We start from the raw sequence: 26,925 nt of genomic DNA, 5'->3' as shown, positions 1-26,925 counted from the left end.
CATCGCCATGTCCGCCCCGCTCGCCAACGACACCTTCCTGCGCGCCCTGCGCCGCCAGCCGACCGACTACACGCCGCTGTGGCTGATGCGCCAGGCGGGCCGCTATCTGCCCGAGTACAACGCCACGCGTGCGCGGGCCGGCAGTTTCCTAGGTCTGGCCAAGTCGCCGGCGTATGCGACGGAAGTGACGCTGCAGCCGCTCGATCGCTACCCGTTGGACGCGGCAATCCTGTTTTCCGACATCCTGACCGTGCCCGACGCCATGGGCCTGGGCCTGTCGTTCGCGCAGGGCGAGGGCCCGCGCTTTGCCAAGCCGGTGCGCACGGAAGCCGATGTGGCGGCGCTGTCGGTGCCGGATATGTCGTCGCTGCAATACGTGTTCGATGCCGTGGCGGAAATCCGCCGTGCGCTCGTGCAGGACGGCCGCCAGCGCGTGCCGCTCATCGGCTTCTCGGGCAGCCCGTGGACGCTCGCCTGCTACATGGTGGAAGGCGGCGGTTCGGACGACTTCCGCACCGTCAAGTCGATGCTCTATGCGCGCCCGGACCTGATGCACCGCATCCTGGAGATCAACGCGCAAGCCGTGATCGACTATCTGAACGCCCAGATCGAGGCGGGTGCCCAGGCTGTGCAGGTGTTCGATACCTGGGGCGGGGCGCTTGCCGACGGCATCTACCAGGAGTTTTCGCTGGCCTACATGGCACGCGTGGTGAAAGGCATCCGCCCCGGGGCCGACGGCCAGCGCGTGCCGGTCATCCTGTTCACCAAGGGCGGTGGCCTGTGGCTTGAAGCCATGGCCGAGACCGGTGCCGACGCGCTGGGCGTGGACTGGACCGTCAACCTGCAGCTCGCCCGCCAGCGAACGGCAGGGCGCGTCGCCCTGCAGGGCAACCTGGACCCGACGGTGCTGTTTGCCGAACCCGACGCCATTCGCGCCCAAGTGCGCCGCGTGCTGGAAGACTACGCCGCCAGCGGCGACAGCGACGGCCACATCTTCAACCTCGGCCACGGCATCTCGCAGTTCACGCCACCCGAAGCCGTGACGGTGCTGGTGGACGAAGTGCACAGCTTCAGCCGCGCGCTTCGCACGAAAGCGAAATAACACGATTGAGATCAATGTTGCGGTGCGATAGCGTTTGAATTGGGCCGCAGTTGTGCGTGAAGCCGGGGGCACGGGTGGAATCTTCGCCGCTTTGGTGCAGTCGGGGTGAGTGACTACTCGCGTGCTGGTGGCCCCATCTGGCCCGAAAGGGGTGTCAAGCGATTTATTTCGCGCTTTCTGGTGCGTAAGCCGGCTGTCAAGACTTGACTTATGCACAAAGCTGTCGCGGCTGGTTCTTTCCGCGGCGCAGCAGGGCGGCCTGTGTGCATCCAACGCATAAGTGTTTGATTTTTATAAAAGAAAGCCGCGTGCGCGTAAATCGTGCAAGCTAGAAAAACGGTGAATCCATTGGCCTTCACGGGCGCGGCAGGCGACTTTTCAACAAAGTTATCCACAGGCCGTGTGGATAGCCGGGAAAACGGTCGCCGATCAGGGCGCCAAGGCACAAACCTCAAGTAATACTTGAACATTGAGCCGACCACGGCAATGGCTGTGAAGGCAAGGTGAGATGGGCAAGACGCATTTCCCAGGTGCACAATCCGCCGCTGCATCGCAACAATCCCTTTGCAATTCAACCGTTTGCGCTTTGCATGACCACCACCCAAGTCGACGCTGCGTTTTCTGATGCCAAGGCGTCGGCCGCCATCGTGCGGGTGGTGATCGATACGCCGCTGGATGCCGTGTTCGACTACCGGTGTGCGTCGCCTGTGCTGCCGGGGCAGTTGGTTGTGGTGCCCTTTGGCAACCGGCGCGTGGTGGCGTTGGTGGTCGACACTGCCGCGACCACCGATGTGCCCCAAGAGAAGTTGCGCGATGTGGAGCGCGTGCTCGACTGGGTACCGCCGCTCGATGGTGAATGGCGTGCCTTGGCCGAATTTGCTGCCGGCTACTACCACCGTGCACTGGGCGAGGTGACGTTGCCGGCGCTGCCGCCATTGTGGCGCACGCCCGGAAGCTGGGACAACCTTGCCCGACAGGCCAACGAAACCGTCTATGTGATGTTCGAGCCGGCCCGGGCCGCGTTGCTGGACAGCATTCCGAAACGAGCCTCGGGCGCGATGCGCCTGGTTGAAGCGCTCACCGGCGATGGCGAGTTGACCACCAGCGCTGCCGTCGAATTGCACGGGCAAGCCGTCGCCAAGCTGCGGGATTGGGCGACGGTCGGATGGCTGCGCGCAGAACTGCGGCCGAAGGCGCTGTTGCCGCAACCGCTCGAATTGCCTGCGCCTTCGGTCGCACCCGCCCTGAACGACGAACAGGCTGCCGCCGTGGCCGCCATTGCCCAAGCTGGCGCGGCTGGCACATTCAGCCCGTTCCTTCTGTACGGCGTCACCGGCAGCGGCAAGACCGAGGTCTACCTGCACGCGATCGCCGATGCCCTGGCGCGCGACCCGGCCGCACAGGTTCTGATGCTGGTGCCCGAGATCAACCTGACGCCGCAACTGGAAGCGCGCATCGCCGCACGTTTTCCCGGCGTGCCGATGGCGGCGCTGCACAGCGGCCTGGCCGAGCAGCCGCGTGCGCTGAACTGGCTGGCCGCGCATCGCGGCGAGGCCCGCATCGTGCTCGGCACGCGGCTGGCGATGCTGGCGTCGCTGCCCAACCTCGCGCTCATCCTCGTCGACGAAGAACACGACACGTCGTACAAGCAGCAGGAGGGGCTGCGCTATTCCGCACGCGACCTGGCGCTATGGCGTGCCAAGCAGCGGAACATCCCCGTGGTGCTGGGCTCCGCCACGCCGTCGCTGGAAACCTGGTGGCGCGCCGAGCAGACCGCCACCACGCGTCTGACGCTCTCGCAACGCGCGCAGGCTGAAGCCGTGCTGCCGCGCGTGTCGCTCATCGATTTGAACCTCGAGCGCCGCGCCGGGCGCCAGATTCGCGATGGGCTGTCCAAACCGCTCGTCGATGCGATTGCCGATCGTCTGGCGCGTGGCGAACAAAGCCTGCTGTTCCTCAACCGCCGCGGCTACGCGCCCGTGCTGTCCTGCGACGCGTGCGGCTGGCTCTCGGGTTGCCCGCGTTGCTCGGCGTACCTGGTGCTGCACAAGCCGGAGCGGCGCCTGCGCTGTCACCACTGCGGGTACGAATCCCGCATTCCGCATCACTGCCCCGACTGCGGCAACGTTGATATCGCCCCGCTCGGGCGCGGCACCCAGCGCATCGAAGAGACGCTGGGCGAACTGTTTCCGCAAGCCCGCGTCGCCCGCATCGACGCCGATTCCACCCGCCGCAAGGGCAGCGCCGAAGCGCTGTTCGACACCGTGCACGAAGGCAGCGTCGATATCCTGATCGGCACGCAGATGGTCGCCAAAGGGCATGACTTTCAGCGCGTGACGCTGGTGGGCGTGGTGGCGCCGGACCCCTCGCTCTTCAGCCATGACTTTCGCGCCGGCGAGCACCTATTTGCCTCGCTGATGCAGGTGGCGGGCCGTGCCGGCCGGGCCGGGCTGGCCGGCGAGGTGCTGATCCAGACGCGGTATCCGGATGCGCCGGCGCTGCAGGCGCTGGTCCGGCACGACTATGCCGGGTTCGCGCGCCAGCTTCTGCGTGAGCGCAAGCAGGCCGGGCTGCCGCCGTTTGCGTATCAGGCGTTGCTGACGGCTGAACACAAAGAGGTCGCGCGGGCGTTGGAATTTCTCTGCGCCGCGCGGGAGGCTGGCGAAGCGCTGGCGGCCGAGCTGGGGGCGCCCGTTTTCCTGCATGACGCGGTGCCGATGACCATGGTGCGGCTGGCCAACCGGGAGCGCGCGCAACTGTTGGTGGAAAGTGCCTCGCGCGCGGCCCTGCAAAAGCTGCTATCCGCCTGGACGGACGGGTTTGCCGGCATCAGCAAGACCGTGAAAGGCGTGCGCTGGCAGTTGGAGATCGATCCACTGCGGATCTGATCCCGGGGTCGGAACACGGGCGGTGGACCCCACCCCGCGAAACGCGAGGGTCAAACCGCGATGCTCCACTGTCCGAGCTCCAAAATCTCGACCTAAAACTGTGGCACGTCAGCCTTCAAGCGTGGAGCGCGACCCTGAAACCGCGGAGCGCGACGGTCCGAGGCCTGCGCATGGGCCGAAAACCATGAACTCAACGAATCTCCGAGGCTGGGGCGCGACCCGAAAAGACTGAAGCGCCACGGTCCAGGGTCGGAACATGAGCCTCGGACCGTGGCGATCGACCATCCAAGCCTCGAACGCCACGATAAAACCCTGGAGCGCGACCGTCCGAGCATCATGCATGAGCCTGAAACGGTGAAATGCGAGGCTCAGACCGTGGAACGCCACAAGAAAACGCTCGAGCACGAGGCTCGGAGGCTGAACGGTCAGCGTTCAACCGTGGCGCGCCTGGGTCTCCTTCACTTTCCCCCGAAGGTGCGCATTTCCCCACCTTGGCCCATGTGCGGTTGCACCAAATCTAGCCCTTTTGAAGCAAGGGGTTCTACTAGGTTGCACCTTCTGAGTTGCCGGGCGTATGATCCGCTCCGATTTGCCGGCCACAAGCTTTGGCAATGGCAGCTAAGGATAGGAACCCACATGGCTACAACCACCCTCGGGGTCAAGCTGGACGATGCTTCGCGTGAACGCCTCAAGCGCGTTGCGCAGTCCATTGACCGCACGCCGCACTGGCTGATCAAGCAGGCGATCTTCACGTATCTGGATCAAGTGGAGCGGGGGCAGCTGCCAACTGATGCAAACGGCCCGGTGGCGGATGGCCTCCCGTCCGCCGCCGCAGCCGTCTCGGACGTGCACGAGGGTGATGAACCTGCGGTGCAACCGTTCCTCGAATTCGCACAGAGCGTGCAACCGCAGTCGGTCTTGCGCGCTGCCATCACGGCCGCCTACCGCCGGCCCGAAACCGAAGCCATTCCGATGCTGCTGGAGCAGGCTCGCCTGCCGGGCGCGCTCGCCTCGGAAGCCAAGCAGCTCGCCCGCGATCTGGCCGGCAAGCTGCGCACGCAAAAGGTCGGCACCGGCCGCGAAGGCCTGGTGCAGGGCCTGATCCAAGAATTTTCCTTGTCGAGTCAGGAAGGCGTGGCGCTGATGTGCCTGGCCGAGGCACTGCTGCGCATTCCCGACAAGGCCACGCGCGACGCGCTCATCCGCGACAAGATCAGCAACGGCAACTGGTATTCGCATGTCGGCCAGAGCCCGTCGCTGTTCGTGAACGCTGCCACCTGGGGCCTGCTGCTCACGGGCAAGCTGGTTGCCACGCACAACGAAGCAGGGTTGTCGAAGGCGCTCACGCGCATCATCGGCAAGAGCGGTGAGCCGCTCATCCGCAAGGGCGTGGACATGGCGATGCGCCTGATGGGCGAGCAGTTCGTCACCGGCGAAACCATTTCCGAAGCGCTGGCCAACGCGCGCAAGTTCGAGGCCGAGGGCTTCCGCTATTCCTACGACATGCTCGGCGAGGCCGCGATGACGGAGGAAGACGCCCAGCGCTACCTCGCGTCGTACGAGCAGGCCATCCGCGCGATCGGGCAGGCTTCGGGCGGGCGTGGCATCTACGAAGGGCCGGGCATTTCGATCAAGCTGTCGGCGCTGCATCCGCGCTACAGCCGCGCGCAGTACGACCGCACGATCAACGAGCTGTATCCGCGTGTGAAGGCACTGGCGATGCTGGCGCGTGAATACGACATCGGCATCAACATCGATGCGGAAGAAGCCGACCGCCTGGAGCTGTCGCTCGATCTGCTGGAGCGCCTGTGCTTTGCGCCTGAGCTTGCCGGCTGGAACGGCATCGGCTTCGTGGTGCAGGGCTACCAGAAGCGCTGCCCGTTCGTGCTGGACTACATCATCGATCTGGCCCGCCGCAGCAAGCACCGCCTGATGATCCGCCTGGTGAAGGGCGCGTACTGGGACAGCGAGGTCAAGCGCGCCCAGGTCGACGGCCTGGAGGGCTATCCGGTCTACACGCGCAAGGTCTACACCGACGTGTCGTACCTGGCCTGCGCCCGCAAGCTGCTGGCCGCGCCGGAGGCGATCTTCCCGCAGTTCGCCACGCACAATGCACACACACTGGCGGCCATTTATCACATGGCCGGCCAGAACTATTACCCCGGCCAATACGAATTCCAGTGCCTGCACGGCATGGGTGAACCGCTGTACGAGCAAGTGGTCGGCAACAAGCCGGGCAAGCTGAACCGCCCGTGTCGCATCTACGCGCCGGTCGGCACGCACGAAACGCTGCTGGCCTACCTCGTGCGCCGCCTGTTGGAAAACGGCGCCAATACCTCGTTCGTGAACCGCATTGCGGACGAGTCGATTCCGCTGGACGACCTCGTCGCCGACCCGGTGGCGGTGGTGGAAAAGATGCACGCCGATGAAGGGACGCTCGGCCTGCCGCATCCGAAGATTCCGCTGCCGCGCCACCTCTACGGTGACGTGCGCGCCAACTCGTCGGGCATCGACCTGGCGAACGAGCAGCGCCTGGCGTCGTTGTCGTCCGCGCTTCTTGCGGGCACGAGCACGGTCTGGAACGCCGAGCCGACCATTGGCGATGCGCCGTACGTGGGCGGCACGGCACAGCCGGTACGCAATCCGTCCGACCTGCGCGATATCGTCGGCCATGTGACGGAAGCCACCGAAGCCGACGTGGATGCCGCCCTGTCGGCCGCCGCCGCCGCCGCCCCGATCTGGCAAGCCACGCCGCCGGAAGCGCGCGCCGCGTTGCTCGATCGCGCCGCCGACCTGATGGAAGGCGAGATGCAGCACCTGATGGGGCTGATCATCCGCGAGGCGGGCAAGACGCTGTCCAACGCCATCGCCGAGGTGCGCGAGGCCGTCGACTTCCTGCGCTACTACGCGGCGCAGGTGCGCGGCGGTTTCTCCAACGACACGCACCGTCCGCTGGGCCCGGTGGTCTGCATCAGCCCGTGGAACTTCCCGCTGGCGATCTTCACCGGCCAGGTCAGCGCCGCGCTGGCCGCCGGCAACCCGGTGTTGGCCAAGCCCGCTGAACAGACCCCGTTGATTGCGGCCCAGGCTGTGCGCATTCTGCGCGAAGCCGGCGTGCCGGCCGGTGCCGTGCAACTGCTGCCGGGCCGCGGCGAGACCGTCGGCGCCGCGCTGGTCAAGGACACGCGCACCAAGGGCGTGATGTTTACCGGCTCGACCGAAGTCGCGCGCATTCTGCAGCGCACGCTGGCCGGCCGCCTGGATGCCAACGGCGCGCCGATCCCCCTGATTGCCGAGACTGGCGGTCAGAACGCGATGATTGTCGATTCTTCTGCGCTGGCCGAGCAGGTGGTGGCGGATGTGCTGTCGTCTGCGTTTGATTCGGCAGGCCAGCGTTGCTCGGCGCTGCGCGTGCTGTGCCTGCAGGATGACGTTGCCGACCGGGTGCTCGCGATGCTCAAGGGCGGCATGGCCGAGCTGGCGATGGGCAATCCGGATCGCCTTGCCACGGACGTTGGCCCGGTGATCGACGCCGAAGCCCGCGACAACATCGTCGGCCACATCGAAGCGATGCGCGCCAAGGGCCGTCGAGTGCATCAGGCGCCTGTGCCGGCTGCGTGCGCACACGGCACCTTCGTGCCGCCGACGGTGATCGAACTCGACAGCCTGTCGGACCTGACGCGCGAGATCTTCGGCCCGGTGCTGCACGTCGTGCGCTGGAAGCGCTCGGGTGACAACGCGGGCCTGACCAAGCTGATCGAGCAGATCAACGGCACGGGCTACGGCCTGACGCTGGGCATCCACACGCGAATCGACGAGACCATCGCGCACGTGGTCGACCGCGCGCACGTCGGCAACCTGTATGTGAACCGCAATATCGTCGGCGCGGTGGTGGGCGTGCAGCCGTTCGGCGGCGAAGGGCTGTCGGGCACGGGCCCGAAGGCTGGCGGCCCGCTGTATCTGCTGCGTTTGCTCTCGACGTGCCCGCAGGACGGCATGCGCACCGCGCTGCAACTGACCGCAGGTGCCGGTACGGACATCGATACCGATGCGCGCCGCGCGCTGCTGGCGCCGTTCGATGCACTGAAGGACTGGGCGCACAAGCAGGCGCCTGAGCTGGCATCGCTGTGCGAACGCCTGGCTGCGGCGTCTGCCACGGGCGCCACGGCCACGCTGCCGGGCCCGACGGGCGAGCGCAACACCTACACGCTGCTGCCGCGCGAAGCGGTGCTGTGCGTGGCGGCCGATCCGGCCGATTGGCTGCGCCAGTTGGCGGCGATTCTGGCCGTTGGCAGCGTGGCCGTTGTGCAGGAAAACCCTGCCATCGAAGCGGTACTTCGGGGCTTGCCGGCGGCAGTACAATCGCGCGTCCGCGTGGTCGGGTCGACCGACGAAGCGGCGTTTGATGCGGTGCTGCACCACGGCGATTCGGACCATCTGCGCGCCATTTGCGAAGGACTGGCACGACGTGCCGGCCCCATCGTGGGCGTGCAAGGCCTGCCGCATGGCGGGGAGGGGCTGGCGCTGGAGCGCCTGCTGATCGAGCGTTCGCTGTCGGTCAATACGGCCGCGGCGGGTGGCAACGCCAGCCTGATGACCATCGGCTGACGGGGAGCACGAGCAGGATTCGCAGCGCCATCCGCACGACGGGTGCGGATGGAGCGCGAAGCGGGAGGAGGGCGACGGTGATCCCGTCGCGCTATTGATCCAAATTGCGTTTGAACTAGGAGACGCACAAATGAAATTGAAGCAACTGTGTCTGGCCGCCGCCCTGTGCGCGCTGGCGGGTGGGGCATCGGCCCAGGAAGTCATCAAGCTGGGCTACGCCGGCCCGATGACCGGTCCTCAAGCCCAGTACGGCAAGGACATGCAGAACGGCCTGACGCTGGCGGTCGAGGAGTTCAACGCCACGCATCCGAAGATCGCCGGCAAGGAAGTCAAGTTCCAGCTGATCTCGGAAGACGACCAAGCTGACCCGAAGACCGGCACCACCGTCGCACAGAAGCTTGTGGACAGCGGCATCAAGGGCATGCTGGGCCACTTCAACTCGGGTACGACCATCCCGGCCTCGCGCATTTACAACAACGCGGGCATCGCAGAAATCGCGATGGCAACGGCACCGGAATACACCAAGCAAGGCTACAAGACGACGTTCCGCATGATGACCTCCGACACCCAGCAGGGTTCGGTGGTCGGCACGTACGCCGTCAAGAAGCTGGGCTACAAGAACATCGCCATCGTTGATGACCGCACGGCTTACGGCCAAGGTCTGGCAGACGAATTCGAGAAGGCCGCCAAGGCTGCCGGCGCCACCATCGTGCGTCGCGAGTTCACCAACGACAAGGCCAGCGACTTCAAGTCGATCCTCACGCAGATCAAGTCCAAGAAGCCTGACGCCGTGTTCTACGGCGGCGCGGAAGGCCAATCGGCTCCGCTGGTCAAGCAGATGCGCGAACTGGGCATGAAGTCCACGCTGATGTCGGGCGAAATGTCCAAGACCGACGACTTCATCAAGCTGGCTGGCGCGCAATCGGCCGAAGGCGTGGTGTGCTCGCTGGCTGGTCTGCCGCTGGAGCAGATGCCGGGCGGCGCCGCCTACAAGGCCCGCTATGAGAAGCGCTTCGGCACGCCGGTGCAGACGTACTCGCCGTACGCCTACGACGGCGCAATGGCCCTGATGCAAGCCATGGTCAAGGCCGGCTCGTCGGATCCGAGCAAGTACCTGCCGATCCTGGCTGCGACCAACATGCAAGGCGTGACCGCCAAGCACTACGCCTATGACGAGAAGGGCGACCTGAAGGACGGCGGCATCACCGTCTACAAGGTCACCGGTGGCAAGTGGACGCCGCTGGAGAGCGTGGGCGGCAAGTAATCCGACCGGCTCTCAGCCATTCGCAGTATGAAAACCGCCCTCCGGGGCGGTTTTTCTTTGCCGGTAGCGAATGACTCCAAACGCAGAGTTGTCGCTTTCTGCGCCGAAAATCATCTATCCATTGTTAAATAGCGCGTAACACGGGTCTAACGCGTGTCAGTGCTTGGCTGACTTTTCCGATCGGGTGCTTCGGGTACCATGTCGGCCATGACAGGACTTCACGATCTCTTCCCTTCGTGGCCGCCCGCACCTGGCGGTCTCTTCTGGATCGGGCTGGCGCTGGTCGGCGCGGCGTTGTGCGGCGAGTTCGCGCGCGCCGCGCTCAAGCTGCCCCGCATCGTCGGCTATGCGGCGGCGGGGCTGGTGGCCGGCGTGCTCGGGCGCCCGCTCATCGACGCCGACATGCTCGACCAGACCCACATCCTGATCGAGATGGCGCTGGCGTTGGCGCTGTTCGAACTGGGGCACCGGCTGTCATTCGAGTGGCTGCGTGCCAATCGTTGGCTCTTGCTCACCAGCGGCTTCGAGAGCCTGCTGACCTGGGGCCTCGTCACCTGGGTGCTGCAGTTGTTTGGCGTGGCGGCACCGGTGGCGGTGGCTGCGGGCGCCATCGCGGTGGCCACGTCCCCTACGGTGCTGCTGCAACTCAAGAACGAACTGCGCGCCGAAGGCCAGGTGACGGAGCGGTTGCTCTCGTTGGGCGCGCTCAACAGCATCTACGCAAGCGTGCTGGCGCCGCTCACCGCCGGGTGGCTGCACAGCGAATACGGCCATTGGGCGGCGGCGCTGTTCCATCCCCTGTACCTGCTGGCAGGGTCCGTGCTTCTAGCCTGGGTGGTCGGCAAGGTGGGCCACGCGCTGTATCACCGCATGGCAGGTGACGATCACTACGCGTTCCTGGTGCTGGTGGGCCTGGTGCTGTTTGCGCTGGCGATGGCCAAGCTGCTCAAGCTGTCGGTGCCGCTCACGCTGCTGCTGGCAGGCGTGGTGTTCAAGCACCAGGACGATCATCCGCGTGTGTGGCCGTCGCATTTCGGCAGCGCGGGCAGCATCCTGATTGTGGTGATGATCGTGTCGCTCGGTCTGCCGCTCAAGGCGTCGGACTGGGCGATCGGCGGTGTGGCGGCGGTGGCGCTGGTGCTCTCGCGCTTCATCGCCAAACTGGCGGCCACGACGGCGCTGGGCTCGTTCTCGGGGCTGTCGATGCGGCAGAGTATTGCGCTCGGCCTGGCGCTCGGCCCCATGTCGGGATTGTCATGGTTGCTGATGCACGATACGGCGGCACTGTATCCACAAACCGGCGGGCCGCTGGCGGCCATCATCCTGTGCACGCTGGCGATCCAACAGATTGCCGCGCCGATCCTGACCGCGCGTTCGCTGCGCTGGGCAGGTGAGGTGCGACAAGAAGAAGGGAGGCACTGAGCCCCATGTCCCTCGAACCGTTCTCGAAATCCGAAGCCCTGACGTTTGGCGTCGAGCTGGAATTGCAGCTCGTCAATCGCCATGACTACGACCTCGCCTCGGCGTCGCCCGACCTGCTGCGCATGCTCAAGGGCAAGGAATACCCCGGCGACATCAAGCCGGAGATCACCGATTCGATGATCGAGATCTCCACCGGCATCTGCCACAGCCACGATGAAGCGCTCTGGCAGTTGCGCGAGATGCGCGACCGCATGGCCGAAGCCGCCACGGCGCTGAACATCGGCATCTGCGGCGGCGGCACGCATCCGTTCCAGCAGTGGAGCCAGCGCCAGATTTCGCAATCGCCGCGCTATCAGTACATCTCGGATCTATACGGTTACCTCGCCAAGCAGTTCACGGTATTCGGCCAGCACGTGCACATTGGCTGCCCGAATCCCGACGATGCGCTGTACCTGCTGCACGCCATGTCGCGCTACGTACCGCACTTCATTGCGCTGGCCGCGTCGTCGCCGTTCGTGCAGGGCGTGGATACGGGGTTTGCTTCGGCACGCATGAATTCGGTCAGCGCCTTCCCGATGTCGGGCCGTGCGCCGTTCGTGCTCACGTGGGACGCCTTCATCGCGTACTTCGACAAGATGCACGCCACCGGCGTGATCGAGAGCATGAAGGACTTCTACTGGGACATCCGCCCCAAGCCCGAATTCGGCACGATCGAAGTCCGCGTGATGGACACCCCGCTGACCGTCGAACGCGCCGCCGCCATCGCCGCCTACATTCAGGCGCTGGGCCGCTGGCTGCTGCTCGATCGCCCGTTCATGCCCGTGGAAGACGATTACCTCGTCTACACCTTCAACCGCTTCCAGGCGTGCCGCTTCGGGCTGGCCGGCGAATACGTCGACCCGGCCACGGGCAACCGTGGGGCGCTGGCCGATCACATCCTGGAGACGAGCAAGGTGCTGTCGGCACACGCCGAAGCGCTGTCGTCCGAAGGCGCGCTCGACATGGTGCGGGAGGTGGTGGAGGCGCGCGATGCGGATGCCGAATGGATCCGCGCGGCGCAACGTGAAACCCGCAACCTGCACGAGACCGTGCGACGCGGTTGCGGGCGCTGGACGCAGGCGGCAACGCAGCCCGCCTGATGCATCCCGGAACGGTCAGCCGTTGCGGACCGTTCCGGGCGCTTCCAGCCAGCGCTGCATGAACACGAGGTCGAGCCACTGGCCGTGCTTGATGGCGGCCTCGGGCATGCGGCCCACTTCTTTGAAGCCGAGCTTTTCGTGCAGGCGGATCGAGCCTGCATTGGCGCCGTCGATGGCGCCGACGATCAGGTGCTTGCCCAGTGCCGCGGCACGCTCGCAGAGCGCCTCGACCAGCAGGCTGCCCAGTCCCTTGCCGCGCCAGTCGCGGTGAATGTGCACCGAGTGCTCGACGGTGGTGCGAAAGCCCGGGTACGGCCGGAAATCCCCAAACGATGCAACGCCTGCGACTTGCCCGTCATCGTCAGCCACCAGCACCGGATACCCCTGCGTGCCGCGCAAGGCCAGCCATGCGGTGCGGTCTTCCAGCGTGACCGGTGTTTCGGTGTAGATCGCGTTGGAGTTGGCAATCACATCGTTGTAGATGTCGACGATGGCCGGCAGGTCGGCCTGCGTTGCGTCTCGGAGCAGCATGGTGCGTGGCGGGGTCAATGAGTCGGACGCACCGCCAGAACGCGGCGCGCAAACGCCCAGCATACCAAGGCGAAGACGATCAGCCCGAGCCATTGCGCCGTGCCTTCAAACGAGGCGCCCACGATCGCCAGCGGAGCATCCTTGCCGGTGGCCCCGATGACGGCTGCCATCAGCACACCCACCAGGCTTTCACCCACGATCAGGCCCGACGCCAGCAGCACGCCGTGGCGGTTCGGCACCTCGGCATAGCGCGCGTACGGCACACCGGCCGCCTGCGCGCGCTTGGCGAGAATCTTCTCGATGACCCACGCCAGCACCGCGCCCGTCACCAGCACCGTGCTGATCGTCGGCGGCAGGTAGATGCCGATGCCCACCGCCAGCACCGGTAGCCGGGCGACGCCGCCACGCTGCTTGAGCGCCCAGTCGACGGCGATCAGCAGCATGCCGATGACGATGCCCGCAATCACCATGTTCCATTCCAACTGGTGCGTGAAGATGCCGGTGGCAATGGCCGTCATGAGCGTCGCCTGCGGGGCGGACAGCGCCTGCGCCGCGTCCATGCCGGCACGCGGCAGCGCGCCCGGAAAGCCATACGCGTTGTACAGCAGCTCCAGCACCGGCGAGATGACCGCCGCGCCCGCCACACAGCCGATCAGCAGCGCAACCTGCTGGCGCCACGGCGTGGCCCCGACCAGCCAGCCGGTCTTCAAGTCTTGCAGGTTGTCGTTGGAGATGGTCGCCACGGCCACCACGGCCGACGTTGTGAAAATGGCCAGCGCAATGCCCAGCTTGCTCGCTTCCGGCGAGCCCACGATGCCGTTGTCCGCGCCGATGGCCAACAGCAGCAGCGACACCAACGTAATAGCGATGATGCCGATGCCCGAAATCGGGCTCGACGACGAACCGATCAGCCCGGCCATGTAGCCGCACGCCGCTGCCACCAGGAAGCCGAACACCACCGCAAAGATCACCGCGCAGGTGATCAGCGTCCAGCGCGAGCCGGCCGACAGCATGGTCGGCGCCAGGAACGCGGCAAACGTGATCACCAGCACCACGACCATGGCCAGTGTCACCAGCAGAATCCAGCGCGGCGCCATGTCCTGCTCGGTACGCAGCGCGCCATCGGCTTTCGGGCGCAAGCTACCGAACGAGCGCTTCACGCCGTGCACCACCGGGCCGATCAGCGTGCCCAGCGTCCACACGGCCGCCACTGCAATCACGCCGGCACCGATAAAGCGCACCTGCGTGCGCCACACATCCGTGCCGAACGCCGAGAGCGCCTTGCCCGCCGGAATCTGCGTGATGGACGTCAGATACGGCACGGCGATACCCCAGGCGATCACCAGGCCCACCAGCATGGCCAGCCCGGCCACCAGCCCGATCAGGTAGCCCGCGCCCAGCAGTGCCGTTGAAAAGCCCAGCGGCAAGCGCACCACTGCGGCCCCCGCCGCGAACCACCAGCTTGCCCCTTCGCCCAGCAGGCGCAGGCCGCTCGTTGCAAACGCCACGATGGCCGCGACAATGCCGCCCGCGGCCAGGTCGCGCATGCCGGTGGCGGCCGGCACCGCGTCGTCATCGGCGGCGTCTTCACCGTCCGCCGACTGGCCGCTACCCACACGCAGAATTTCCGCTGCCGCCACGCCTTCGGGATAAGGCAGGTCGCTCTGCACCACCATGGCGTGGCGCAGCGGAATCGTGAACACCACGCCCAGCATGCCGCCCGCCATGCACACACCAAACGTTTGCCAAAACGGGAAACCTTGCCAGTGCCCAATCATCACCAGGCCGGGCAGGATGAAGATGATGGAAGACAGTGTTCCGGCCGCAGACGCCTGTGTCTGCACCATGTTGTTCTCAAGGATGTTCGTGCCGCCGAGCATGCGCAGCACCGCCATCGAAATGACCGCTGCCGGAATCGCCGATGAGAACGTCAGGCCGACCTTCAGGCCGAGGTACACGTTTGAAGCGGTAAAAATTACGGTGATGATGGCACCGAGGATCATGCCGCGTAGCGTCAGCTCCGGCAGGGTCGCTGCCGGAATGTGCTTGGGAGGATGGAGGGATTGCATCCTGCGGGTCTCCAAAGAGGGTTCTTGTGGCGCGGATTATAGAAGTGGATGGGGGCGGGGGCTTGTGCGTTTTTTTTGGGGTGTCCTCTAGATTTATTGCTTGTGGTCCATCTGTGTTTCGTACCCTGCCGGGCACGACTCACTTTTCTTTGTCTTGCCAAAGAAAAGTAAGCAAAAGAAAGGCGCGCCCGAGATGGCGACTTCCCCTTGAATTTCTGTGACCGTGCGGAGAGGGAGGCAAACTCGCTGCGCTCAGACAGGCCTCCCTCTTTTTTCCGCCCGCTCACAAAAATTCAAGGCGCCATCAAGGGCTCAACGTCAAAAGCAAAAGGCCAACCCGTCGTGAGGTTGGCCTTGTCGTTTGGGCTGGCGCCCAGAGGGTGTGGCTGTTGTCCTTTGACTTTCCTGCCCTAGATGGCGCCTTGAATTTCTGTTGCAGGGAGGAAAAAGGAAGGGAAACTGTTTGAGCGAAGCGAGTTTTTCCCTTCCCCTCCCTGCGACAGAAATTCAAGGAGTCTTTCGCCATCTCGGGCGCGCATTTCTTTGCTTACTTTCTTTGGGCAAGACCAAAGAAAGTGAGTCAGCCCCGGCAGGGGATGAAACAAGGGATGCACCAACAGCCCAAAACCCAAACCAAAAATCAACACTCCACAATATTCACCGCCAACCCACCCCGCGCCGTCTCCTTGTACTTCGTCTTCATATCCGCGCCAGTCTCGCGCATCGTCTTGATGACCGAATCCAGCGAAACATAATGCGTGCCATCCCCACGCAACGCCATGCGCGCCGCATTCACCGCCTTCACCGACGCCATCGCATTACGCTCGATACACGGAATCTGCACCAGCCCGCCAACCGGGTCGCATGTCAGCCCGAGGTTGTGCTCCATGCCGATCTCCGCAGCGTTTTCGACTTGCGCAGGCGTGCCGCCCAGCACGGCCGCCAGCGCGCCCGCCGCCATCGAACACGCCACACCGACTTCGCCCTGGCACCCGACTTCTGCGCCCGAGATTGACGCGTTCATCTTGTAAAGCATGCCGATCGCGCCGGCGGTGAGCAGGAAATCCACCACGCCGTTGTCGTTCGCGCCGGGGACGAACCGGTCGTAGTAATGCATCACCGCCGGGATGATCCCCGCTGCGCCGTTGGTCGGTGCCGTGACAACGCGTCCGCCTGCGGCGTTCTCTTCGTTGACGGCAATCGCATACAGATTCACCCAGTCGATGACCGACAGCGGGTCGGACAGCGTGCGTTCGGCCTGCACCGTAAGCCGTGAATACAATTCCGCCGCGCGGCGACGCACGTGGAACGGCCCCGGCAGCTCGCCTTCCGTGCGGCAACCGCGCGCCACGCACGACTGCATCACGTGCCAGATGTTGAGCAGACCAGCACGCACTTCGGCCTCGGTGCGCCACGTCAGTTCGTTCTCGAGCATCAGCCGGGCAATGGATTTGCCCGTCGATTCGCACATCGCCAGCAGCTCTTTGCCGCTGCGGAACGGATGCGGCAACTGGTCGTGCGCCGCCAACACCTGCGTGTTGGGTGCACCAGCCGTGACGACAAAGCCACCGCCCACCGACAGGTAGCGCGCCTCGCGTAGCCGTTCTCCGGCCGCATCGAAGGCGTGGAACTTCATGCCGTTCGGATGCTCTGCCATCGCTTCGCGGCGGTAGAAGGCGATGTGTTCCTTTTCGGTAAAGCGCATCGCGTGACGGCCCAGCAGCGACAGCGACTGCGATGCACGCAGCTCCGCCAGCTTGGCATCGATGGTGTCGGGGTCGATGGTGTCCGGCGCCTCGCCCATCAGGCCGAGGATGACGCCGCGGTCCGTGCCGTGGCCTTTGCCGGTGGCACCGAGCGAGCCGTACAGCTCGACACGCACGCTGGCGACTTGCGACATCAGCCCATCGGCTTCGAGGCCGGAGGCGAACATGAGCGCGGCGCGCATCGGCCCGACAGTGTGCGAGCTGGACGGGCCAATGCCGATCTTGAAGAGGTCGAAAACAGAAACAGCCATGGGTGAGGCTCCGGGGGCGTTAAAGGGTGCAAGCGGCTTGTGGCCACTTGCGCCAGGTTGTTGTATGCGCGCTGTCAGCGCGTCGCTTCGCCAGTCAACGGGCTGCGCACAGCGCCAGCCAGTCGGGCGCAGTAGCCGCTAGACGCTCGGCCAGCGTGCGGTATTTCGGGTCCAGCCGCGCGGCTTGCCAATACAGTGTGGCGGCGCTTTTCGGCTCCCACATGCCGGAGAAACCGGCGAGGCCTGCATCGGCTCGCTTCTTGTCGAAGGCAACGTGCGAGTGGACGTATTCCTCGTGCGTGCGGCTGCCGTCGGCATACGGCACGAGCCAATCGAGGGCGGCAGCGAGCGAGACGCCGTTGGCTGCGCGCTCACGTAGCCACTGCTGGCCGAAAGGCTGCACGGCAATCGCGGCCATCGTCAGCGGCTCGAGGTCATAGACGACGTAGTGAAGCGCGTCGCGGTCTTCAAAATCTTCCACCGACCCGTCCGGGCGCACGTTATTGGCGACCTGCTGCAGGAACAGGCGATGTACATGCGCGAGCAACGCGTGGTCACCCAGCGCGGCAGCCGACATCGCCATCAGCTTGATGCGATGGCTTTGCCAGTTGTTGATCCACGTATGGGACAGCGGCTGGCGGGCGGCATCGGTGCGGGCGATATAGCCTTCGGCCAGCGTACGCAGGAAGCGTTGCGTCTCTTCACGCGTGCTTGGCGTCAGGCCGTCGCGCGCGAGCATGTAGGCTTGAATCAGCGCATCGAACTTCGTCTCGTCGATCGGGTTGAAGCTCGGTACATACGTGCCGACCCACGCGTGCAGGAAGGTGTCGACCTGTTCGGCGAAGCGCTTGTCGCCGGTGAGACGCCAGGCAATTGCAGCGTCGCGCATGACCGGAAAGTCCCGCGCGGCAACAACGGATTCGTCGTAGATGCCCTGGTGCGGCAGCGTGCCCTCGGTGTGCAGACGCGGCAACGGGTGCGGCGTCTGCCCGAGGTGCTGGGTGGCGCGGGCGATCAGCTTGACAGCGGCAGGTTCGCCGGACAGCGCAGGCGAAATGCTGCACCAATCGCGTGCCGGCCCCGCCGTGTTGTGCGTGCCGGCGTACACCGATGCCGCAGCCCCCGCCTGTATCGGCGAGCACGCACCGCATACCGCGACAACGGCGGCACAGGCAAGCAAACGGAAGAGTGGGGCAGGCTGAAGCATCGGCATGGCAGGGTCTCGTCGATCGGGTGAACTGTCGTCACCATAAACGGCGAGGAACTCTCAAAACAGCGGTTGTGAGAGCAGGTTACAGGGGTTGCGCCACGTTACATATGACACGGCGGCGGAGCATGCCGCCCCGCCGCCGCGTTCATCTCACTTCGAGGGGCATCAGTCCTGCGCGTACTCGCTCATCGGCACGCAAGCGCAGAACAGGTTGCGATCGCCGTAGACGTTGTCGGCACGGCCGACCGGCGGCCAGTACTTTTGCTTGCGCAGCGATGCCACCGGGTAGGCGGCCTGCTCACGCGTGTACTTGTGCGACCAGTCGTCGGCCATCACCACGGCTGCCGTGTGTGGCGCATGCTTGAGCGGGTTGTCTTCACGGTCGAATTCGCCCGAGATCACCTTGTCGACTTCGCCACGGATGGCGATCATCGCGTCGATGAAGCGGTCGAGCTCCACCTTCGGCTCGCTCTCGGTCGGCTCGATCATCAGCGTGCCCGGCACCGGGAAGCTCATCGTCGGTGCGTGGAAGCCGAAGTCCATCAGGCGCTTGGCGATGTCTTCGTTGCTGATGCCCGATTCCTTCTGCAGCGGGCGGATGTCGAGAATGCACTCGTGCGCCACCAGGCCGTGCGCGCCCGTGTACAGCACCGGGTAGTACGGCGCCAGACGCTTGGCCACGTAGTTGGCCGACAGGATGGCCGTCTCGGTGGCGGCGGTCAGGCCCGCGGCGCCCATCATCGCGATGTACATCCACGAGATCGGCAGGATCGACGCCGAGCCGAATGCCGCAGCCGACACGTTGCCGATGTTCTGGCTGGCGTCTTCACCCGAAGCCGCGCGGCCGGGCAGGAACGGCGCGAGGTGCGCGCCCACGGCCACCGGACCCACGCCCGGACCGCCGCCGCCGTGCGGAATGCAGAACGTCTTGTGCAGGTTCAGGTGTGAGACGTCGCCGCCGAAGTGGCCCGGTGCGGCCGTGCCGACCATGGCGTTCATGTTGGCGCCGTCCACGTACACCTGACCGCCGTGGCTGTGCACGATTTCGCAGACACGCTTCACGCCTTCCTCGAACACGCCGTGCGTGGACGGGTAGGTGATCATGATCGCCGCCAGGTTCTTGCTGTGCTCGGCGGCCTTCTTCTCCAGATCGGCCAGGTCGACGTTGCCGCGCTCATCGCACGCCACGACGACGACCTGCATGCCGGCCATCTGCGCCGATGCCGGGTTCGTGCCGTGCGCCGACGACGGGATCAGGCACACGTTGCGGTGCGCTTCGCCACGGCTGGCGTGGTAGGCGTGGATGATCAGCAGACCGGCGTATTCGCCCTGCGAGCCGGCATTCGGCTGCAGGCTCACGGCGGCGTAGCCGGTGGCGGCGCACAGCATCTGCTCGAGCTGGTCGATCATTTCGCGGTAGCCGACGGTCTGGTCGGCCGGTGCGAAGGGGTGGATGTTCGAAAACTCGGGCCACGTCACCGGCAGCATTTCTGCGGTGGCGTTGAGCTTCATCGTGCATGAGCCCAGCGGGATCATCGTGCGGTCCAGCGCGAGATCCTTGTCGGCCAAGCTGCGCAGGTAGCGCAGCATTTCGTGCTCGGAGTGGTGTGCGTTGAACACCGGGTGCGTCAGGTACGCGCTCTGGCGCACCAGCGATGCCGGATACGCATCGGCGACGCCCGCTTCGGTCTGGTCGAAGTCCGGCGCGGCGGCGTGGGCGGCATGTGCGAAGACTTCCCACAGCGCCACGACATCGGCGCGCGTGACCGTCTCGTCCAGCGAGATGCCCAGGCGGGTGTCGTCGATCTGGCGCAGGTTGATGCCGTGCGCCTGCGCAGCGATGTGCAGGTTGGCGGTGCGCGCGCCGGTGGCGACGGTCAGCGTGTCGAAGAAGGCGTCGGATTCCAGCGTGTAGCCGATCGCGCGCAGGCCGGCGGCCAGCGTGGCGGTCAGGCGGTGCACGCGCTGCGCGATGCGCTTCAGGCCTTGCGGGCCGTGGTAGACGGCGTACATCGATGCCATCACGCCCAGCAGCACCTGCGCGGTACAGATGTTCGAGGTGGCCTTCTCGCGGCGGATGTGCTGCTCGCGCGTCTGCAGCGCGAGACGGTAGGCCGGGTTGCCTTGCGCATCGATCGTCACGCCGACTAGGCGGCCCGGCATCGAGCGCTTGAACGCGTCGCGCACGGCCATGTAACCGGCGTGCGGGCCGCCGAAGCCAAACGGCACGCCAAAGCGCTGCGTGTTGCCGATCACCACGTCGGCACCCCATTCACCCGGCGCAGCCAGCAGCGTGAGCGCGAGCAGATCGGCGGCGGCAACCACCAGGCCGCCGGCAGCGTGCACGGCATCGGTCAGCGCCTGGTACGTCGCCAGATCGCCCAGCAGCGCACCGTTGGCGCCCGGGTATTGCAGCAGCACGCCGAACGCATCGTGCTTGGCAGCGTCGGCCGCCGGGCCGGTCACCACCTGCACGCCGATCGGCTCGGCGCGCGTGCGAATGACTTCCAGCGTTTGCGGCAGCACGTCGTCGGCCACGAAGAACACGGTCGACTTCGACTTGCCGATGCGCTGCAGCAGCGTCATGGCTTCAGCAGCGGCGGTCGCTTCGTCCAGCATCGACGCATTGGCGATGTCCATGGCCGTCAGGTCGATCACCATCTGCTGGAAATTCAGCATCGCTTCCAGGCGGCCTTGCGAGATTTCCGGCTGATACGGCGTGTAGGCCGTGTACCAGGCCGGGTTCTCGAGGATGTTGCGCAGGATGACGCCCGGCGTATGCGTGCCGTAGTAGCCCTGGCCGATCAGGCTCTTGACCACGCGGTTCTGCCCCGCGATGCCGCGCAGCTTGGCGAGCGCCGCTTCTTCGGTCAGCGGCTGCGTGAATTCACCCAGCGGCATGCCGTCCTGGCGGCGGATGGCGGGCGGGATCACGGCGTCGATCAGCTTGGCGCGGCTATCAAAACCAAGTGCAGCAAGCATCTGCGCTTGCTCTTCCGGCGACGGGCCGATGTGGCGGTGCGCGAAGGCGTCGCACGCCTCCAGGGCGGCGAGGGTGGGGCGTTCGGCAGCAAGCGCCGAGGAAGCGGGGTGCGGAGCGTTCATGGCAAGGGCTCGAAATTCAGGCAAAGCGCCGATGTGCGGGTCAGGCACATCGGCTTCGGTGACCGGCTTAGCCGATCTTGGCGGCGTACTGCTCGGCCGACATCAGCGCGTTCACATCGTCGGCGTTGGTCGGCTTGATCTTGAACAGCCAGGCGTCGTAGGCGCCGGCGTTGACCGACTCGGGCGCGCCCGCGGCGTCGGCGTTGTTGGCGATGATCTCGCCCGAGACGGGGGCGTAGATGTCGGAGGCGGCCTTGACCGATTCGACCACGGCAATCGCCTCGTCCTTGGCGACGGCGCGACCAGCGTCCGGCAGCTCCAGGAAGACGATGTCGCCCAGCGCGTCCTGCGCGAAGTCGGTGATGCCGATGGTCAGCGTGCCGTCGGCTTCAACGCGGATCCACTCGTCGTGTTCGGTGTACTTCAGATCGGCGGGGACGTTGCTCATGAAAGGTTTCTCCGGAAGATGGGTATTGGGGGATGCAGATTCGGTGTTCAGCTGACCAGCGCCTTGCCATTGCGCACGAACGGCAGTTTAACCACAGTCGCGGTCAACTTGCGGTCGCGAATTTCGACCTGCACGTCGGTGCCGATGGCCACGTCCTTGGGCAGGCGCGCCAGTGCGATGGAGAGCGACAGGCTCGGGCTGAAGGTGCCGCTGGTGATCTCGCCGTCACCGGCAGCGGTGATGACCTTCTGGTGGGCGCGCAGCACGCCGCCCTTGTCGCGCAGGATCAGGCCGACGAACTGTTCGCGCTGGCCGCCGGCTTGCAGCGCGGCCTTGCCGGTGAAGTCGCGTTCGCTTTGCAGGTCGACCGTCCAGGCGAGGCCAGCGTCGAGCGGCGACACGTGCTCGTCCATGTCCTGGCCGTAGAGGTTCATGCCGGCTTCCAGGCGCAGCGTGTCGCGCGCGCCCAGGCCTGCCGGGCGCACGCCGGCCTGCAGCAGGCGCTCCCAGACGCCAGCGATCTGCGAGGCCGGGACGACGAGTTCGAAACCGTCTTCACCGGTGTAGCCGGTGCGGGCCACCATGATCTCGCCCACGTTTTCCACGGTGACGAAGCCCGCGTTGAACGGCTTGAGCGCATCGCCCACGGCCTGCGTGCCGCGCAGCGCAGCGTAGGTCTTGGCACGCGCGTTCGGGCCCTGCACGGCCAGGATGCCCAGCGGCTCGGCGCCAGCGTTGTTGTCGGAGCGGCGCGGCGTGATGGTCACGTCGGTGCCGGCGGCCGCGTTCTGCGCGACGATCCATTCCAGGTCCGTCGGAGCGGTGCCGGCGTTGACCACCAGGCGGAACCAGTCTTCGCGGAAGAAATAGACGATCAGGTCGTCGATCACGCCGCCCTTGGGGTTGAGCATGCAGCTGTAGAGCGCCTTGCCCGGCGTCTGCAGCTTGTCGACGTTGTTGGCGAGCAGCCCACGCAGGAAGTCGCGCACGCGCGCGCCGGTGAGGTCGACCACGCACATGTGCGAGACGTCGAAGATGCCGGCGTCCTGGCGCACGGCGTGGTGCTCTTCGATCTGGGAGCCGTAGTTGACGGGCATGTCCCAGCCGCCAAAGTCGACCATGCGGGCGCCCAGCGAGCGGTGGATGGCATTGAGCGGCGTGTGTTGGAGCGTCATGGAATCTCTCGGCTGAGCGCGCCGCCGTGGCTTGGGCGCGGCGCATGGATCGGGAACCAGAAAAGCAAAAAGGCCACCCGCGCAGCCTGATCCCTCATGGTGACGCCATGAAGATCAACAAGCTGCGCAGATGGCCCCTCTGTCCTTGGTACCTGAGAGATTGCGAAGCGGGGCGCATAGCGGTGCGCGCCGTTCGTGAGCCCCTTCGGTGGGCGCCCGCAGTGGTCGTGCGGCGCCAGCTCTCCAGAGTGCGGTCGGACGCATGTCCGCCGATCCGCCCGGTCCTGGATGCCTGAGAGTTTTCGGGTGCTACCCCTTCGGCGGCGCCTTGCCGTATACGGCGGGCACGCTCTCCCGGATGGATGGCGCGAATGTACGGAAGGGGGATGGGATTGTCAATTGGGGGGGATTCGGCGGTTTTTGAGAGGAGGGCCGGTTTTATGCTTTGGGTCCATCCCCCTTTCGTTCCCTGCCGGGACCGACTCACTTTTCTTTGTCTTGCCAAAGAAAAGTAAGCAAAAGAAAGGCGCGCCCGAGATGGCGAAAGCCTCCTTGAATTTTCGTAACCGGGCGGAGGCGGGGAAAACTCGCTGCGCTCAGACAGTTCCCCGCCTTTTTTCCGCTCGCTTACGAAAATTCAAGGCGCCATCAAGGGCTGGTACGTCAAAGGCCAAATGCCAAAGACAACAGCCACACCCTCGGGGCGCTGGCGGGGTCGCCAAGCTCCAAGGGTGTGGCCGGAGTGCGGGTGTTGGCGGTCGTGCTCTGGCTTACTTGCCGATCTGGCGGCTGACCTGGTTTTCCTGCTGGTTCAGCGTCCGCTGCTCCTGCTTGGTGATGCCGCCGCCATTCTGAGCCGCCATGTCGCGCTCTTCCTGGCGAATCTGGTGGTCTTCCCGGTGCAGCTGGCGCGCCTGGCCCTTGGTGATCTCGCCTTCCTTCACTTCGTTGTGGATGCGCCTGTTCTGGTTGGCAAGGCGGTGGTTGACCTCGGCGCGGCGCGGGTGGTCTTTTTGCCACTGCGTTTGGGCGAAGGCGCCGGTGGTGGCAGACAGGGCGACGGCGGTAACGGCCAGGGCTTTAACAATGCGGTGCATGGTGGTTTCTCCGGTGGGCGGCCGACCGATTCAGCCGCTGTCCCGTCCATAACGGCGTGCCGCGCCCGGCCGCTTACGGGGTTCGTGTAACGGCGCGTAAGCGGTGTAACGCCGGTGCGAAAAGCGGGGGGCGCAAACGCATTCGGTGCAGTGTCGAGCACGTCCGTGGGGCCCCACGCGGGTGGCGCGGCACCGGCCCGATCGATGCAAAGACGCCGTGCTACCATCGCCCTCCGCTGTCGTTCCCGCCTGCTTTTTCTTCTGCCTGTTCCCCATGTCTTCCGGTCTCGCCCACGGGCTCAATGCTGCCCAATCCGAAGGTGTGCATTACCTCGACGGCCCCTGCCTGGTGCTTGCCGGGGCAGGCTCGGGCAAGACGCGCGTGATCACGCAGAAGATCGCGCACCTGATCCTGGACAAGGGCTTCGAGCCCAAGCACATCGCCGCCGTTACGTTTACCAACAAGGCGGCCAAGGAAATGCAGGAGCGTGTGGCCAAGCTGATGGACGGCAAGACACGCGAAGACGGCAAGCGCATTCCCATCAAGCAGTTGACGGTCTGTACCTTCCACTCGCTGGGCGTGCAGATCCTGCGGGCTGAGGCCGAGCATGTCGGCCTCAAGCCGCGTTTCTCGATCATGGATTCGGACGATTGCTTCGGGATGATCCAGGAGCAGCTGGCGACGACCGACAAGCAGTTGATCCGCCGCGTGCAGAGCACGATCTCGCTGTGGAAGAACGGTCTCGTCGACCCGGACACCGCGATTGCCGAGGCGCTCGCCAACAACAACGTCGATGACCACCAGGCGGCGCTCGTCTACCGCAATTACGTTGCGACGCTGCACGCGTATCAGGCGGTGGACTTTGACGACCTGATCCGCATTCCTGCCGAGCTATTCGCTCGCAATGAAGAGGTGCGGCTGAAGTGGCAGAACCGCCTGCGCTACTTCCTCGTCGATGAATATCAGGACACCAACGCCTGCCAGTACCAGCTGCTGAAGCTGCTGGCGGGTGGCTCCCACCTGCGTGCGCCGGCCTTCACGGCGGTGGGCGACGACGACCAGGCCATCTACGGCTGGCGCGGCGCCACGCTCGACAACCTCAAGCTGTTGCAGACGGATTTTCCGAACCTGAAGGTCATCAAGCTGGAGCAGAACTACCGCTCCACGGTGCGCATCCTGAACGCGGCCAACGCCGTGATCGCGCAGAACCCGAAGCTGTTCGAGAAGACGCTGTGGAGCGAGCACGGCATGGGCGACGCCATCAACGTGACGAGCGCCAATGACGAAGAGCACGAAGCCGAGAGCGTGGTCTTCAAGCTGTCCGCCCACAAGTTCGAGCGTCGCGCGCAGTTTCGCGATTACGCGATCCTGTATCGCGGCAACTTCCAGGCGCGCCTGTTCGAGCAGATCCTGCGCCGCGAGCGCATTCCGTATGTGCTCTCGGGCGGCCAGAGCTTTTTCGACAAGGCCGAGATCAAGGACCTGTGCGCCTACCTGCGGCTGATTGCCAATGCGGATGACGATCCTGCGTTCATTCGCGCCATCACCACGCCCAAGCGCGGCGTGGGCAATGCGACGCTGGAAGTGCTGGGCGCATTCGCGGGACAGGCCAAGGTGTCGCTGTTCGAGGCGGCGATGATGGGCGGCATCGAAGCGCAACTCGCGCCGCGCCAGTTGGAGCCGCTGCGGGTGTTCTGCGAATTCATCGTGCGCTTGTCCGACCGCGCTGCGAAGGAGCCGGCCGCCACGCTGCTCGACGAGATGATGGAAGGCATCCACTACGAGGCCTACCTGTACGACACCTACGACGAGCGCCAGGCGCAGAACAAGTGGACCAACGTGCTGGAGTTCCTCGACTGGCTCAAGCGCAAGGGCACCAAGCCCGAGAAGAACGATGACGAAGAGGCCACCGGTTTCGATAACGCCGATGGCCTGATGGACACTGGCAAGAACTTGCTGGAACTCACGCAGACCATCGCGCTGATCAGCATGCTCGAAGGCAAGGAAGAAGACCCGGATGCGGTGCGCCTGTCCACGCTGCATGCGAGCAAGGGGCTGGAGTATCCGCACGTGTTCCTGGTGGGCGTGGAGGAAGGCATCCTCCCGCATTGCCGCGAAGACGACGACCTGACCGACGAGAAGATCGAAGAAGAGCGGCGGCTGATGTATGTGGGCATTACGCGGGCACAGCGCAGCCTGCATATCAGCTGGTGCAAGAAGCGCAAGCGTGCGCGCGAGACGGTGGTGTGTGAGCCGTCGCGCTATATCGCCGAGATGAAGCTTGGCGAAGACGCGGGGCCGACGCCGGAGGACACGATGTCAGCGATGTCGCCGAAGGACCGGTTGGGGGCGTTGAAAGGGTTGCTGGCGGCTAAGAAGCCGGTGGTTTCGTGATTGGGTTTTTGGTTTTTGCGTTGGTGGTCCATCCCCCTTTCGTTCCCTGCCGGGCACGACTCACTTTTCTTTGTCTTGCCAAAGAAAAGTAAGCAAAAGAAAGGCGCGCCCGAGATGGCGAAAGACTCCTTGAATTTGCGTAACCGGGCGGAGGTGGGGAAAACTCGCTGTGCTCAGACAGTTCCCCACCTTTTTTCCGCCCGCTTACGCAAATTCAAGGCGCCATCTAGGGCTCAACGTCAAAAGAGAAAGGCCAACCCATCGCGCGGTTGGCCTTTGTCGTTTGGGCGTGCGCTTAGATGGTGCGGCTTTTGTCTTTGGACTTTCCCTGCCCTAGATGGCGCCTTGAATTTCTGTTGCAGGGAGGAAAAAGGAAGGGAAACTGTCTGAGCGAAGCGAGTTTTTCCCTTCCCCTCCCTGCGACATAAATTCAAGGAATCTTTCGCCATCTCGGG

At 65.1% G+C, this 26,925-nt stretch carries 15 protein-coding genes and 2 riboswitches; of the genes, 7 read left to right on the top strand and 8 right to left on the bottom strand.

All coding sequences use genetic code 11. The features are described from left to right. The first annotated feature begins 7 nt into the window (after positions 1-7). The 6 genes from hemE to ACTJK6_RS21695 all read left to right on the top strand — a co-directional run bounded on the left by hemE (position 8) and on the right by ACTJK6_RS21695 (position 12,423). Positions 8-1,102 carry a uroporphyrinogen decarboxylase gene (gene hemE / locus ACTJK6_RS21720; RefSeq protein ID WP_232041374.1) on the top strand — a complete coding sequence of 365 codons (1,095 nt, stop codon included), beginning with the start codon at positions 8-10 and terminating at the stop codon, positions 1,100-1,102. A 590-nt stretch (positions 1,103-1,692) separates the two neighbouring features. Then, positions 1,693-3,990 (top strand): primosomal protein N', encoded by a 2,298-nt coding sequence (locus tag ACTJK6_RS21715; protein ID WP_440840150.1) that lies wholly within the window; start codon positions 1,693-1,695, stop codon positions 3,988-3,990. Positions 3,991-4,626: 636 nt separating this feature from the next. Beyond that, positions 4,627-8,598, top strand: coding sequence for a trifunctional transcriptional regulator/proline dehydrogenase/L-glutamate gamma-semialdehyde dehydrogenase (putA, locus tag ACTJK6_RS21710; protein WP_440840149.1), 3,972 nt, complete (start codon positions 4,627-4,629; stop codon positions 8,596-8,598). 130 nt (positions 8,599-8,728) lie between these two features. After that, positions 8,729-9,862, top strand: a complete 1,134-nt coding sequence (locus ACTJK6_RS21705) for a branched-chain amino acid ABC transporter substrate-binding protein (RefSeq protein WP_232041371.1) — start codon at positions 8,729-8,731, stop codon at positions 9,860-9,862. A gap of 198 nt (positions 9,863-10,060) precedes the next feature. Then, entirely contained in the window at positions 10,061-11,284 is a 1,224-nt protein-coding gene (locus ACTJK6_RS21700) for a cation:proton antiporter (RefSeq protein WP_260804353.1), read from the top strand. A gap of 5 nt (positions 11,285-11,289) precedes the next feature. After that, the gene (locus tag ACTJK6_RS21695; RefSeq protein ID WP_232041369.1) at positions 11,290-12,423 is read left to right on the top strand and encodes a YbdK family carboxylate-amine ligase; all 1,134 of its coding nucleotides are present in this window, start codon (positions 11,290-11,292) and stop codon (positions 12,421-12,423) included. A gap of 15 nt (positions 12,424-12,438) precedes the next feature. Here the strand turns inward: ACTJK6_RS21695 and ACTJK6_RS21690 are convergent, their stop codons facing one another. The 8 genes from ACTJK6_RS21690 to ACTJK6_RS21655 all read right to left on the bottom strand — a co-directional run bounded on the left by ACTJK6_RS21690 (position 12,439) and on the right by ACTJK6_RS21655 (position 24,075). Then, positions 12,439-12,954, bottom strand: coding sequence for an N-acetyltransferase family protein (locus tag ACTJK6_RS21690; protein WP_440840148.1), 516 nt, complete (start codon positions 12,952-12,954; stop codon positions 12,439-12,441). Between the two features lie 14 nt (positions 12,955-12,968). Continuing rightward, the gene (locus tag ACTJK6_RS21685; RefSeq protein WP_440840147.1) at positions 12,969-15,023 is read right to left on the bottom strand and encodes an OPT family oligopeptide transporter; all 2,055 of its coding nucleotides are present in this window, start codon (positions 15,021-15,023) and stop codon (positions 12,969-12,971) included. 640 nt (positions 15,024-15,663) lie between these two features. Beyond that, a complete protein-coding gene (locus ACTJK6_RS21680) occupies positions 15,664-17,040 on the bottom strand; it encodes an L-serine ammonia-lyase (RefSeq protein ID WP_440840146.1) in 1,377 nt (458 codons plus the stop codon). Positions 17,041-17,134: 94 nt separating this feature from the next. Then, positions 17,135-18,253 carry an alginate lyase family protein gene (locus tag ACTJK6_RS21675; protein WP_440840145.1) on the bottom strand — a complete coding sequence of 373 codons (1,119 nt, stop codon included), beginning with the start codon at positions 18,251-18,253 and terminating at the stop codon, positions 17,135-17,137. Between the two features lie 162 nt (positions 18,254-18,415). After that, on the bottom strand, positions 18,416-21,355 hold the full coding sequence (gene gcvP / locus ACTJK6_RS21670; RefSeq protein ID WP_316658149.1) for an aminomethyl-transferring glycine dehydrogenase: 2,940 nt from the start codon (positions 21,353-21,355) through the stop codon (positions 18,416-18,418). A gap of 67 nt (positions 21,356-21,422) precedes the next feature. Then, entirely contained in the window at positions 21,423-21,803 is a 381-nt protein-coding gene (gene gcvH, locus ACTJK6_RS21665; RefSeq protein WP_260803953.1) for a glycine cleavage system protein GcvH, read from the bottom strand. A 47-nt stretch (positions 21,804-21,850) separates the two neighbouring features. After that, positions 21,851-22,978 (bottom strand): glycine cleavage system aminomethyltransferase GcvT, encoded by a 1,128-nt coding sequence (gene gcvT / locus ACTJK6_RS21660; RefSeq protein ID WP_440840144.1) that lies wholly within the window; start codon positions 22,976-22,978, stop codon positions 21,851-21,853. Positions 22,979-23,107: 129 nt separating this feature from the next. Beyond that, positions 23,108-23,235: riboswitch (glycine riboswitch) on the bottom strand. A 12-nt stretch (positions 23,236-23,247) separates the two neighbouring features. After that, a riboswitch (glycine riboswitch) is annotated at positions 23,248-23,345 on the bottom strand. A 403-nt stretch (positions 23,346-23,748) separates the two neighbouring features. Further along, a complete protein-coding gene (locus ACTJK6_RS21655) occupies positions 23,749-24,075 on the bottom strand; it encodes a hypothetical protein (RefSeq protein ID WP_232041362.1) in 327 nt (108 codons plus the stop codon). Between the two features lie 274 nt (positions 24,076-24,349). Between ACTJK6_RS21655 and ACTJK6_RS21650 the strand changes: the two genes are divergently transcribed. Then, positions 24,350-26,470: a UvrD-helicase domain-containing protein gene (locus ACTJK6_RS21650; RefSeq protein WP_440840143.1), complete on the top strand. Its 2,121-nt coding sequence runs from the start codon at positions 24,350-24,352 to the stop codon at positions 26,468-26,470. The last annotated feature ends 455 nt before the right edge of the window (positions 26,471-26,925 follow it).

The sequence above is a fragment of the Ralstonia sp. 22086 genome, assembly GCF_052045975.1.
GTDB classification, from domain to species: domain Bacteria; phylum Pseudomonadota; class Gammaproteobacteria; order Burkholderiales; family Burkholderiaceae; genus Ralstonia; species Ralstonia wenshanensis.
This window is presented reverse-complemented; position numbering and strand designations above follow the sequence as displayed.